A 12,913-nucleotide genomic window follows, 5' to 3' on the forward strand; every position below is an offset into this window, starting at 1 on the left:
CCGCTACTCCCACTCGATGGTGCCCGGCGGCTTGCTCGTGACGTCGAGTACGACTCGGTTGACCTCCGGAACCTCGTTGGTCACCCGAGTCGAAATCGTTTCCAGCACGTCGTACGGCAACCGGGTCCAGTCCGCGGTCATCGCATCCTCGCTCGACACCGGACGCAACACGATGGGGTGTCCGTAGGTCCGACCGTCACCCTGCACGCCGACGCTGCGCACGTCGGCCAACAGCACCACCGGGCACTGCCAGATCTGCTGATCCAGGCCTGCGACCGTAAGCTCTTCTCGAACAATGGAATCCGCGTGACGCAACGTGGCCAGTCGGTCCGCGGTGATCTCTCCGACGATGCGAATGGCCAGTCCCGGTCCCGGGAACGGCTGTCTGCCGACGATGTCCTCGGGCAGGCCCAGCTCGCGTCCGACGGCGCGCACCTCGTCCTTGAACAGCGCACGCAACGGCTCGACCAACGCGAACTGCAGGTCGTCGGGCAGACCGCCGACGTTGTGATGGCTCTTGATGTTCGCGGTACCCGAACCGCCACCGGACTCCACGACGTCCGGGTACAGGGTGCCCTGCACCAGGAACTCGACAGAATCACCGTGCTCGGCGTTCTCGCCCAGCACTTCGGCAACGGCACCCTCGAAACTGCGAATGAACTCGCGGCCGATGATCTTGCGCTTCTCCTCGGGGTCCGACACGCCTTCGAGCGCCCCGAGGAAGGTGTCGACGGCATCGACGGTGACGAGCTTGGCACCGGTCGCGGCTACGAAGTCCTGCTGCACCTGCTCGCGTTCGCCTGCGCGTAGCAAGCCGTGGTCGACGAAGACACAGGTGAGCCGATCACCGATCGCACGCTGCACCAAGGCCGCGGCCACCGCGGAATCGACACCACCGGACAGGCCGCAGATCGCCTTGCCCGTCGGACCGACCTGTTCCTGGACGGCGTCGACCAGCGCGTCGGCAATGTTGGCGGCGGTCCAGTCCGGCTTGATTCCGGCGGTCTCGTGCAGGAATCGGCTCAGGACCTGCTGTCCGTGTGGCGAGTGAAGTACCTCGGGGTGGTATTGCACACCCGCCATCCGCTTCTCTTCGTTCTCGAAGGCAGCAACCGGAGCCCCGGCACTGGTCGCGGTGACGGTGAAGCCGTCGGGAGCAGCGGTGACCGCGTCACCGTGACTCATCCAGACCGGCTGGGTGGAAGGCAGACCGTCGTGCAGGCGGCCGCCGTCGACGCTGAGCTGAGTACGCCCGTACTCACGTGTTCCGGTGTGCTCGACGGTTCCGCCGAGCGCCTGCGCCATGGCCTGGAAGCCGTAGCAGATACCGAAGACCGGGACGCCCAGTTCGAGCAGGGCGGAGTCGAGTTCGGGTGCACCCTCGGCGTAGACGCTGGACGGCCCTCCGGACAGCACCAGAGCAACGGGATCCTTGGCGGCGATCTCCTCGGCGGTCGCGGTGTGCGAGATGACCTCGGAGTACACGCTGGCCTCACGCACCCGGCGGGCGATCAGCTGTGCGTACTGGGCTCCGAAATCGACGACCAGAACCGGCCGTGCGTGTGCGGGATCGTGTGCAGAGGAGTCGGTCACCTGGTCAGTCTAGTGGGACGGCTTCGGTGTACTCGCAGCACCCGAATCGCTCACGCGACACCCGAATGTTCGACGGGCATGGCCGCCGAACCGGACCTGATCTGCACGATCGGCAGCCGCAGGCCGCCGGGTGCGTCGACGGGCACGACGGGCGAGTTCGGAGCGATCGGATCGAGGCGCTGGTAGGGCTGGCCCTGCGCCGGACGCAGGTCCGACTCGCCCTTGTTCGGCCACAGAGCCGCCGACCGCTCGGCCTGCGCGCTGATGGTCAGCGACGGGTTGACTCCGAGGTTGGCCGAGACTGCCGCACCGTCGACCACGCTGAGAGTCGGGTAGCCGTGGACGCGGTGGTACGGGTCGATCACGCCGTGCTGGGCGTCCTCGGCGATAGCGCACCCGCCGAGGAAGTGTGCGGTGAGCGGAATGTTGAACAGCTCGCCCCACGTCCCTCCCGCGACGCCGCCGATCTTCTTCGCGATGCGCCGAGTGGCGTCGTTGCCCTCGGGAATCCATGTCGGGTTGGGCTGACCGTGTCCCTGGCGGCTCGAGATCTTGCGGCCGAAGGGGCCCCGCTTGGTGAACGTGGTGATCGAGTTGTCGAGGTTCTGCATCACCAGCGCGATGATGGTCCGTTCACTCCAGTGCCGGACGTTGACGACGCGGACGAACTGGATCGGATGCGCGATCAGCGCGAAGACGAACTTGAGCCAACGCGGAATCTTTCCCCCGCCGTCGGTCATCAAAGTCTGCAGCATGCCCATCGCGTTGGAGCCCTTGCCGTAGCGGCACGGTTCGATATGGGTGTTGGGGCTGGGGTGGAACGAGGACGTGATGGCGACGCCGCGGGTGAGATCCATGTTCGGATCGACCGCCAACTTCGCGGCTCCGACGATCGACTCCGAGTTGGTGCGGGTCAGCTCACCGAGAGTGTCCGACAACCGCGGCAACGTGCCCGTGTCCTTCATCTTGTGCAGGAGGTTCTGCGTGCCCCACGTGCCGGCTGCCAGCACGACATTGGCAGCGCTGTACGTCTTGCGACCCTTGCGCAGACGCGCTCCGGTGCGCTCGGTGTCGACGTCCCAGGTGCCGTCGGATCGGGGAACGAGACCGGTGACCGTGGTCATCGGCACGATCTCGGCTCCTGCGCGCTCGGCCAGGCCGAGGTAGTTCTTCAGCAGGGTGTTCTTGGCTCCGTGGCGGCAACCGGTCATGCACTCGCCGCATTCGATACATCCGGTGCGCTCGGGGCCGGCACCACCGAAGTACGGGTCCGGGACGGTCTTACCGGGTTCGTCTCCGAAGAACACGCCCACCGGGGTCTGAATGAACGTGTCGGCAACGCCCATGTCCTCGGCCACCGACTTCATCACCTCGTCGACGGGGGTCATGTGCGGGTTACGCACGACACCCAACATGCGGGTGGCCTGGTCGTAGAACGGGGAGAGCTCACTGCTCCAGTCGGTGATGTGCGCCCACTGCTTGTCCTCGAAGAACGGTGCCTGCGGCTTGTACAGCGTGTTCGCGTAGTTCAGCGATCCGCCGCCGACCCCTGCACCGGCGAGGATCAGGCAGTCGCGCAGCAGATGCACCCGCTGGATGCCGTAGAGACCCAGCTTGGGTGCCCACAGGAAGCGCTTGAGATCCCAGCTGTTCTTGGCGAAGTCCTTGTCCTCGAATCGCTGCCCGGCTTCCAGGATTCCGACGCGGTATCCCTTCTCCACCAGCCGAAGCGCGGTGACGCTTCCACCGAAGCCCGAACCGACGATGAGAACGTCGTAATCCGTTGCGCGTCCAGCTGAACCCATGGTGACCTCCGCTACGTCCGTTACCTGTCGAACAGTATGCACATCGCTGTGTGACTACCGCCACAAGCGATTCTAGCTGTTACGGAAGGTATCACCAACCGAGGGTCGGCTTACCGGGACATGCCCGACGAACGACACAGGGCGCGCACCCGGAGATCGAGTGCGCGCCCTGTCGTATGGGGGTTCTGTCAGGCCCGAACGTTCAGGCCCACCTTCTGAAATTCCTTCAGATCGGAGTAGCCCGACTTCGCCATCGAGCGACGCAGCCCACCCACCAGATTGATCGAGCCGTACGACTCACGCGACGGTCCGTGCAGCACCTGATCGAGGCTCGGACGCTCCCCCGCGGACATCGGCAGCAACGCGCCACGCGGCATCGACGGATGCGCCGCGGCGGACGGCCAGTACCAGCCGCCACCGGGAGCCTCGGCGGCCACGGCCAACGGCGCACCGAGCACCGCAGCATCTGCGCCGCAGGCGATGGCTTTCGCCAGTGCGCCGGACGTGGTGATGTCACCGTCGGCGATGACGTGCACGTAGCGTCCACCGGTTTCGTCCAGGTAGTCCCGACGTGCGGCCGCCGCGTCGGCGATCGCAGTGGCCATCGGAACACCGATGCCGAGAACTTCACCGGTGGTGGTGCCGCCTTCGACGGAGCCGTAGCCCACGATGACGCCGGCCGCACCCGTGCGCATCAGGTGCAACGCGGTCCGGTGATCGCTGACGCCGCCGGCGATGACGGGGACGTCGAGCTCTGCGATGAACGTCTTGAGGTTGAGCGGCTCGTCGTCGCCGTGCGCAACGTGCTCGGCGGAGATGATCGTGCCCTGGATGACCAGCAGATCCAGACCCGATGCGATCAGCGCAGGCGTCAGAGCACGGGCGTTCTGCGGGCTCACTCGTACAGCGACAGTGACGCCTGCATCACGCACCTGGCCCACTGCGGCGGCCAACAGATCGGGCTGCAACGGCGCAGCGTGCAGTTCCTGCAGGAATGCGATCGGCGCGTCGGGATCGAGATCGGTCTCGGCGATGTGGATCAACTGATCGAGCTTGGCCTGCACGTCGGCGTGCCGCGCCCACAGCCCTTCGCCGTTGATCACCCCGAGCCCGCCTTGCTTACCGAGCTCGATGGCGAACGCAGGCGAGACCAACGCATCGGTCGGATGGGCGAGCACCGGGATGTCGAACCGGTAGGCATCGAGCTGCCAGGCAGTCGACACCTCCTTGGACGACCGGGTGCGCCGAGACGGCACGATATCGACGTCGTCCAGCTGGTAGGTGCGGCGGGCTTCTCTGCCCATGCCGATTTCAACGAGGTCGCGCACGCGCGCACCTTTCTACTTCGAGAGCGAATCGATCGGCCACACGGGCCGACACGACTATCGGGTGGTGTAGTTCGGAGCCTCAGCGGTCATCGTGATGTCGTGCGGGTGGCTCTCCTTGAGACCGGCCGCGGTGATCTGCACGAACTGAGCCTGCTGCAGGTGCTCGATGGACGTCGACCCGGTGTACCCCATGGCAGCGCGCAACCCACCGGTGAGCTGGTGGATGACCTGGTTCAACGGACCCCGGTACGGGACGCGTCCCTCGATCCCCTCGGGAACCAGCTTGTCCTCGGCCAGCACGTCGTCCTGGAAGTAGCGGTCCTTCGAGAACGACTTCGCTCCCCCGCGTCCCTGCATCGCACCGAGCGAGCCCATGCCGCGGTAGCTCTTGAACTGCTTGCCACCGACCAGGATCAGCTCCCCCGGAGACTCGGCGGTGCCGGCCAGCAACGATCCGAGCATCGCGGTCGACGCGCCTGCAGCGAGTGCCTTGGCGATGTCACCGGAGAACTGCATACCGCCGTCGGCGATGACCGGCACACCGTGCGGCTTGCACGCGGCCACGGCTTCGAGGATGGCGGTGATCTGCGGAGCGCCGACGCCGGCGACCACGCGGGTGGTGCAGATCGATCCGGGTCCGACGCCCACCTTCACCGCATCGGCACCGGCCTCGACGAGGGCGAGTGCGCCCGCGCGGGTGGCGACGTTTCCGCCGACGACCTGAACGCGCTCGCCCACCTCTGCTTTGAGCTTGCTGACCATCTCGAGCACCTGAGAATTGTGGCCGTGCGCGGTGTCGACGATGATGACGTCGACGCCGGCATCGGTCAGTGCCATCGACCTGGCCCAGGCATCCTGCCCGACGCCCACTGCTGCTCCGACCAGCAGACGACCGTCACGGTCCTTGGTGGCGTCGGGGTGCTGCTCGGTCTTGACGAAGTCCTTCACCGTGATCAGGCCGGTGAGTGCGCCTTTGCCGTCGACGATCGGTAGCTTCTCGATCTTGTGGCGACGCAGCAGGCCGAGGGCCGCTTCGGCGGTGACCCCCTCCTGCGCGGTGATCAACGGTGCCTTCGTCATGACGTCGGCGACGCGACGGTTCTGATCCACCTCGAACCGCATGTCGCGGTTGGTGATGATGCCGACCAGCGCACCGGTCTCGTCGGTGACCGGGAGCCCCGAGATACGGAAGCGCGCACACATCGCGTCGACCTCGGCCAGCGAGTCGGTGGGCTTGCAGGTGACCGGGTCGGTGACCATCCCGGCCTCCGAGCGCTTGACGGTCTCGACCTGAGACGCCTGATCGTGCAGCGAGAGATTGCGGTGCAGCACACCCATGCCGCCTGCACGTGCCATAGCAATGGCCATCCGCGCCTCGGTGACGGTATCCATCGCAGAACTGACCAGCGGGACTCGCAGCCTGATCTCGCGGGTGATCTGACTGGACGTGTCCACGGCGCTGGGGATCAGATCCGAAGCGGCCGGCAGCAGCAGGACGTCGTCGAACGTGAGGCCGAGCATCGCGACCTTGTTGGGATCGTCGCCGCCTGTGCGGACGTGGGCTCCGGGACTACTCATACGAATCTGGCCCTCCCTAGAGCCTGGTTGCATCGTGGGCGCGGCATGCGGCCGGTGAGAGCTCGCAGGCGCACCGCGGTGCGGTGTTGGAGAACGGATGGAGTTTCGGCACTTGCACTCATCTGTTCAGCGCCGGGAACCATGGTATCGGCCTGCGGCACAATCAGTGCGCACGCCTCCCGCTGCGGACGCTCGGAGGCACCGAATCGAAGACCCGACGGGTCCGGCGGTACGGATCGTCCGGCATGTCGCGCTCGAACGGCTGGCGCAGACCCACCAGTTCTGCGTACCGTGGAGGCGTGCGCGATCAACTGCCTCCCGGTCTACCCCCGGATCCGTTCGCCGGAGACCCCGCCGACCCGTCGGCCGCCCTCGATGCAATCGAGCCCGGCCAGCCTCTCGATCCCCAAGAACGGCTGGCCGTAGAAGAAGACTTGGCGGACCTCGCTGTCTACGAGGCACTCCTCGGCCACCGCGGTATCCGTGGACTCGTCGTGTGCTGCGAGGACTGCCAGCAGGACCACTACCACGACTGGGACATGCTGCGTGCGAATCTGCTGCAGCTGCTCGTCGACGGCACCGTGCGCCCGCACGAGCCGGCCTACGACCCGGTGCCCGACGCGTACGTCACGTGGGATTACTGCCGTGGTTTCGCCGATGCATCCATGAACGACGCTCTGCACGGAGACGGTTTCGAGAGCTGAGACCCCAGACAAACGAAGAAGCCCGACACGATCATCGTGTCGGGCTTCTTCGTTGTTCACGGTCTGCGTCGTCGAACAGGGCCTGTCGCTCAGCTTCCGCCGGACGGAACCGACATGCGGTCGCCGTTCTCGGGCGAACTGCCACTGGCAGTGGCCGTCGGCTGATTCGGGTTGTCGAGCACCGTCGGTGTGACGTCGGTGGTCGTCGGACTCGGACTCGTGGTGACGGGCGGGCTGACCGGTGTCGTCGTTTCCGGATTCGGCGTGCTCGGAACCGCGGTGGATTCCGGTGCAACCGTCTCCACCGGAGCCGTCGGAACCAGAGTTGCTTGGCTGGGCACCGACAACGGGGCTGCCGGGGCCACACCCATCGGAGGTACCACGGGCGGCACCGTCATGGCCTGCAACTCCTGCAGCAAACGGGCCAGCCACTGGTCGAGTTCGGCTCGCTGAGCATCGTCGATGACCGCAGAACTGCGGTTCGATGCACCGTCGAGAAGAGCGCGGGCAGCGTCGGCATCGCCGGACGACAGAAGGTTCTCCGCCTCCTGCAGCTTCGACGTCGTATCTATCTGCGCGACAGTCGAATCGGCCTGCTCGGAGAACACGACCGACTTGACGCTCCACAGCGGATCCTCGGGCGTCGAGTTGTACGAGATGACCACCAGACCGCCCATCACGACCGCGATCGCGGCGGCGGCACCGGCGAGAGGACGCAACAGTCGCATCCGGCCCCCGCGGTTCGCAGCGCTGGATCGCGCCATGTCGGCAGCCATCTTCTCGCGCTCGACGGCCGCGACAACGGTGTCGAGAGAAGGACCGGCCGGCATGGACGGTGTGATCACGTCCGCTCGCCAATTGGCGAGCAGGAGCGCGAGTTGGTAATCGTCCGCATCATCGGTTGCGATCGGTCCGTCACCACTGATCGCGTCGATGAAGGCATCGTCACGACGAACGGCGACGAGGTCCACGGGACCACCGTCTGCGCCGATGTCGGCATAGGGATCGTTCTGCTTCGGTCCAGTGGGTGTCACGTGCTCTCCGATACGCGAGATTCCGCGACGCGGGGTCTCACCGGTGCCACCGTGACCATTGTCCCTAGCCATACATTTCACCTGCTCTCACAACTTCGTTCTTCAGTTTTGCGATAGCTCGGTGCTGAGCCACGCGGATAGCGCCTGCAGTGCTGCCGACCGCAGCTGCCGTCTCCTCGGCCGACAATCCGACGATGAGTCGGAGCACCAGAATCTCGCGGTGCTTGGCGGGCAAGGTGTCCAGTAGTGCAGTCATCTGACGACTCGACTCGGATTCCAGAGCTCGCTGCTCCGGACCGTGTTCTGTCGACACGACATCTGGTACTTCGGCGGCCGGGTCCGATTTGTTACGCGACGCACTGCGATGAGCATCTGCGACCTTGTGCGCCGCGATGCCGTACACGAATGCCATGAACGGACGACCTTGATCCTGGTAACGCGGCAAGGCGGTCATGACTGCCAAACAGACCTCCTGCGCCACGTCGTCGGCCGAAAGCTGACCACGCTCAGCCGAACCGACTCGAGCCCGGCAATACCGGACGACGAGTGGTCGGATGAATTCCAAGACCCGGGACAGAGCCAGTCGATCGCCTTGCGCTGCGGCAACGACGAAAGAGTCCAACTCCTCACCCGCACTGTTCATCGTCGACAAATTTCCCCGCGTTACAGGTACGCACCCGCCTGGGAGCGCTTCCACGTGGTGGTGGAACGAACCAAGGATAGCGATACCGACGGCCCACAATCGAACCGCTCGGTCCGTGTGCGGCTACGGTCCAGGTCAACCGACCGCGGATCCACCCAGTCGTTCGAGTGCGGCTCCCAGGTCGCGCGCCGGAACCATGTTCGGATCCGCTCCCCCGGTTCCTTCGCACAGCATCGTCGCGGCCCAGCGCAGGGGCAGTAAACCGTGCATCGCCGCAGCGCAGGCCACGTCGACGGCTCCTGCACGTGCGCGCTCGGTCGCACCGGCGCAGCTCAGGGCAGCGGCCATCACCAGATCGGTTTTGATGCGATGCCGTAACGAATCGGTGTCGTCGGCAAGTGCGCGAGCAGACTCGGCGTGTCGGAGCGCTCCCGAGCCGTCCCCACGCATCATTGCCAGCTCGGCTGCCACCCAGTGCGCGCGCAGCGCCGGACGCCACAGATCCGACCCGCCACGCACCGAGAGCAGCTCTGCGTTGCGCGCCAGGAACGCATCCGCGAACCCGAATCGGCCGGTCCCCAGTGCATCCGCCGCCAGTCCGACCAGCGCATCACTGCGCGCCTCCACCGCGTCCGTCGTTCGCGCCTCGCCGGTGAGCCCGATCAGGAACACCGCCCTCCCGTCGAACCCGCGGGCGAGCCGGTGCCGACCGACCTGGCGTAGCCATGACGCCCTGGTCGACTCGTACAGGGACTCGAGCGCCGGCGACGTCGGCCGGAACCGCCGGAGCTCGACCCGGGCAGCGTTGTACCGACCCTGGCCGGCCAGCGCGACACCGCGGTACCAACTCTGCCGCGCACCGGTGGCCGCCGGTAGGTCGGTTCGACCGGGGTCTGCTCCGAACGCCGCCTTTTTCAGCTCGAGTCCGATGCAGTCGGACTCTCCGGTGACGGGCGAGGACTTCGAAACACTGTGCACGACGTCAGGGTATGGCCACGGACGGACTGCAGGCACGCGAGTCGGCCGACCGAGAACGACGGACACGCAACGACGAATGCGAATGTCGCGCCGGACGGCTGTCGCATTCACGACGACCTTTCAGGACGCCGCTGCAGTTTTCACAGAATTAACAATGTGAATAGGTGTTGTTTCGGAAACAGTTGTCTGAACGCTGTGTGGCGAATGGGTTAAACGGCGGGTCGTTTATCGGAGTCGGAGAAGAATGCGTCGGGCACATTCGACACCGCCGATCGGAATCGTTCGGCAACAACGACCGACTCCTCGCTCGATCCGCTCGGCCGCTCGTGCAGCGACGCCGAACCCGGCCCGCCACCGCTCGACGCTCTGCGACAACACCTTCGAGCTGCAGGTCTTCGAGAAACGCGCGGTGAAATTCGGAGCGGCACCGGCTCGCGCCGACACGTCACCGTCGATCCTGCGCCGCGTCGTGCCATGAGCATCGTCTCCCGACTCGGCCGATTTCTCAACCGGAGGCGCACACATGAGAGCGGCTCGAAGTAAATATCGAGCGTGTTAATTCTTCGCCCTCCCGCTATGCATTTGCCCACGATCGAGCTCTATTGACTCGATTTCGTCGACCCACATAACGTTGTCGCTGTTCGGATCACGAATCCGTCGAAGCCACACCACCCTAGGAGTTTCCATGCCGCAGCCGAATCACCTCCCTGGGCCGAACGCCGATATTTGGGATTGGCAGATGCACGGCTTGTGCCGTGGCGTCGACTCGTCCATGTTCTTCCACCCCGACGGCGAGCGGGGTCGGGCGCGAGCACAGCGAGAGATGCGCGCCAAAGAGATGTGCCGCAGCTGTCCGGTACTCGCTCAGTGCCGCACCCACGCACTCAACGTCAGCGAGCCGTACGGCATCTGGGGAGGGATGTCCGAGACGGAGCGCGAATTGCACGCCCGGCACAACCGCCGTCGCATCGCGGTCTGAGCACACGACATTCACAGCTGCACACACGACGAAACCCCCAACCCGTTCGGGTTGGGGGTTTCGTCGTACTACCCGAAAATCAGTGAGCGTGTCCGTGGCCGGTTGCGGCCTCGGATTCTTCTTCGGGCTTCTCGACGATGGAGCTCTCCGTCGTCAGGATCATGCGCGCGACGGATGCGGCGTTGACCACGGCAGATCGGGTCACCTTCACCGGATCCACCACACCGTCGGCAAGCAGGTCGCCGTACGTCAGGGTCGCAGCGTTGAAACCGTGGCCCTTCGGCAACTCGGCCACCTTGCTGACGACGACGGAACCGTCGATGCCGGCGTTGGTGGCGATCCAGAACAGCGGTGCGTTCAGTGCAGTGCGCACCACTGCGACGCCGGTGGCTTCGTCACCGGTGAGGCCGAGATCGTCGGCCAGCGACAACGCGGCCTGAGTCAGAGCGGAGCCACCGCCGGGAACGATGCCTTCTTCCACTGCAGCCTTGGCCGCTGCAACTGCATCGTCGACGCGGAACTTGCGTTCCTTGAGCTCGGTCTCGGTTGCGGCACCGACCTTGATGACGGCGATGCCGCCGGAGAGCTTCGCGAGCCGCTCTTCGAGCTTTTCACGATCCCACTCGGAGTCGGTGTTCTCGATCTCGCGACGAAGCTGGCCGACGCGGGCATCGATGTCGTCCTGCGAGCCGGCGCCGTCGACGATTGTCGTCTCGTCCTTGGTGACGACGACGCGACGCGCCCGGCCGAGCAGCTCGAGGCCGGCTTCCTTCAGGCTCAGGCCGACATCTGCAGTGATGACCTGGCCTGCGGTGACGACTGCGAGGTCGTCGAGGAACGCCTTGCGACGGTCGCCGAAGAACGGAGCCTTGACGGCAACGGCCTTGATCGTCTTGCGGATGGAGTTCACGACCAGAGTCGACAGAACCTCACCCTCGGTGTCCTCGGCGATGATCAGCAACGGCTTGCCGCTCTCGGCAACCTTCTCCAACAGCGGAAGGAAGTCGGGAAGCGAGGTGATCTTCTCGCGGTACAGCAGGACGTAGGCGTCCTCGAGCACAGCTTCCTGCGTGTCGACGTCGGTGACGAAGTACGGCGAGAGGTAGCCCTTGTCGAACTGGACGCCCTCGGTGACCGACAGCTCGGTGAGCAGAGTCGAGGACTCCTCGACGGTGACTACGCCGTCTGCACCGACGCGAGTGAGCGCCTCACCGACGAGTTCGCCGATCTCGGGGTCCCGCGAGGACACGGTCGCAACCTGAGCGATGGCCTGCTTGCCCTCGACCGGGGTGGCGGCGGCGAGCAGTGCCTCGGCAACCTTGTCCGCTGCCTTGGAGATGCCGGTGCCCAGCGCGATGGGGTTGGCTCCGGCGGCGATGTTCTTCAGTCCGCCGCGGACGAGAGCCTGTGCGAGAACGGTCGCCGTGGTGGTGCCGTCGCCTGCGACGTCGTTCGTCTTGGTGGCGACGCTCTTGACCAACTGGGCACCGAGGTTCTCGAACGGATCTTCCAGGTCGATTTCACGAGCGATCGACACACCGTCGTTGGTGACCGTGGGGCCACCGAAGGCCTTGGAGAGGACGACGTGGCGACCACGCGGTCCGAGAGTGACCTTGACTGCGTCGGCGAGCTTGTCGACGCCGCGCTCGAGAGAGCGGCGTGCTTCCTCGTTGAATTGGATTTGCTTTGCCATGTTTCGGTGTTACTCCTTCGAGTAAAGAAACTCGATCGAACGCACTCCGCCCCGGGACCGACACTGAAATCGGATTCCGGGGCGGGATGCGTTGTGGCCTACTTGGCGATGACTGCCAGCACGTCGCGTGCCGACAGAATCAGGTACTCCTCGCCGGCGTACTTGATCTCGGTGCCGCCGTACTTGCTGTAGATGACGGTGTCACCTTCTTTGACGTCGACCGGGATTCGGTTGCCCTTCTCGGTGACACGGCCTTCGCCAACGGCGACGACGGTGCCCTCCTGGGGCTTCTCCTTGGCTGTGTCGGGGATGACCAGACCGGAGGCGGTCGTCGTCTCGGCCTCGTTGGCCTGGACGAGGATCTTGTCCTCGAGCGGCTTGATTTTCACGCTCGCCACGTTGAGCCCTCCAAAGTTATGGGGTACGCGTCCGGGGTCGGATCCCCGGACAGCTGTGTGTAAGTACTTCTCGTGCGGTCCTGACAAACTCGGCACGAAACTCGGTCCCGTCGTCGCGGGTGCCGGGACTTCGCTCGGTGCCAACTAGCACTCTATACACGAGAGTGCCAGCACTCAAGG

General features: G+C 65.4%; 12 protein-coding genes. 3 read left to right on the plus strand and 9 right to left on the minus strand.

All coding sequences use genetic code 11. The features are described 5' to 3' along the window. Positions 1-3: 3 nt before the first annotated feature. The 4 genes from guaA to guaB form a co-directional block, all read right to left on the minus strand. Entirely contained in the window at positions 4-1,593 is a 1,590-nt protein-coding gene (gene guaA / locus AB0O58_RS11750) for a glutamine-hydrolyzing GMP synthase (RefSeq protein ID WP_032365606.1), read from the minus strand. A gap of 50 nt (positions 1,594-1,643) precedes the next feature. Beyond that, positions 1,644-3,398 carry a GMC family oxidoreductase gene (locus tag AB0O58_RS11755; protein ID WP_366238207.1) on the minus strand — a complete coding sequence of 585 codons (1,755 nt, stop codon included), beginning with the start codon at positions 3,396-3,398 and terminating at the stop codon, positions 1,644-1,646. A 188-nt stretch (positions 3,399-3,586) separates the two neighbouring features. Next, a complete protein-coding gene (locus tag AB0O58_RS11760; RefSeq protein WP_027496367.1) occupies positions 3,587-4,726 on the minus strand; it encodes a GuaB3 family IMP dehydrogenase-related protein in 1,140 nt (379 codons plus the stop codon). A gap of 54 nt (positions 4,727-4,780) precedes the next feature. Next, positions 4,781-6,304: an IMP dehydrogenase gene (gene guaB, locus AB0O58_RS11765; protein WP_032365609.1), complete on the minus strand. Its 1,524-nt coding sequence runs from the start codon at positions 6,302-6,304 to the stop codon at positions 4,781-4,783. Positions 6,305-6,603: 299 nt separating this feature from the next. Here guaB and AB0O58_RS11770 point away from each other — a divergent pair, with 299 nt between their 5' ends. Further along, a complete protein-coding gene (locus AB0O58_RS11770; RefSeq protein WP_027496364.1) occupies positions 6,604-7,008 on the plus strand; it encodes a DUF5319 domain-containing protein in 405 nt (134 codons plus the stop codon). An 89-nt stretch (positions 7,009-7,097) separates the two neighbouring features. On the opposite strand, the gene AB0O58_RS11775 is transcribed toward AB0O58_RS11770, so the two are convergent. From AB0O58_RS11775 to AB0O58_RS11785, 3 genes are all read right to left on the minus strand, one after another. Further along, positions 7,098-8,114 (minus strand): anti-sigma-D factor RsdA, encoded by a 1,017-nt coding sequence (locus tag AB0O58_RS11775; protein WP_045841989.1) that lies wholly within the window; start codon positions 8,112-8,114, stop codon positions 7,098-7,100. Continuing rightward, on the minus strand, positions 8,107-8,685 hold the full coding sequence (locus AB0O58_RS11780) for a sigma-70 family RNA polymerase sigma factor (RefSeq protein WP_027496363.1): 579 nt from the start codon (positions 8,683-8,685) through the stop codon (positions 8,107-8,109). Before AB0O58_RS11780 ends, AB0O58_RS11775 begins: the two co-directional genes overlap by 8 nt. A 135-nt stretch (positions 8,686-8,820) precedes the next feature. Then, a complete protein-coding gene (locus AB0O58_RS11785) occupies positions 8,821-9,663 on the minus strand; it encodes a hypothetical protein (RefSeq protein WP_366238208.1) in 843 nt (280 codons plus the stop codon). A gap of 244 nt (positions 9,664-9,907) precedes the next feature. Between AB0O58_RS11785 and AB0O58_RS11790 the strand changes: the two genes are divergently transcribed. Further along, positions 9,908-10,141 (plus strand): hypothetical protein, encoded by a 234-nt coding sequence (locus tag AB0O58_RS11790; RefSeq protein ID WP_322544466.1) that lies wholly within the window; start codon positions 9,908-9,910, stop codon positions 10,139-10,141. Positions 10,142-10,348: 207 nt separating this feature from the next. Continuing rightward, positions 10,349-10,642 (plus strand): WhiB family transcriptional regulator, encoded by a 294-nt coding sequence (locus tag AB0O58_RS11795; protein ID WP_027496361.1) that lies wholly within the window; start codon positions 10,349-10,351, stop codon positions 10,640-10,642. A 79-nt stretch (positions 10,643-10,721) separates the two neighbouring features. On the opposite strand, the gene groL is transcribed toward AB0O58_RS11795, so the two are convergent. Both groL and groES read right to left on the minus strand, forming a co-directional pair. After that, the gene (gene groL / locus AB0O58_RS11800; protein ID WP_027496360.1) at positions 10,722-12,335 is read right to left on the minus strand and encodes a chaperonin GroEL; all 1,614 of its coding nucleotides are present in this window, start codon (positions 12,333-12,335) and stop codon (positions 10,722-10,724) included. A gap of 98 nt (positions 12,336-12,433) precedes the next feature. Beyond that, the gene (gene groES, locus AB0O58_RS11805) at positions 12,434-12,733 is read right to left on the minus strand and encodes a co-chaperone GroES (protein WP_008718149.1); all 300 of its coding nucleotides are present in this window, start codon (positions 12,731-12,733) and stop codon (positions 12,434-12,436) included. Positions 12,734-12,913: the final 180 nt, after the last annotated feature.

The sequence above is a fragment of the Rhodococcus sp. NPDC080181 genome (assembly GCF_040702225.1).
GTDB lineage: Bacteria > Actinomycetota > Actinomycetes > Mycobacteriales > Mycobacteriaceae > Rhodococcoides > Rhodococcoides fascians.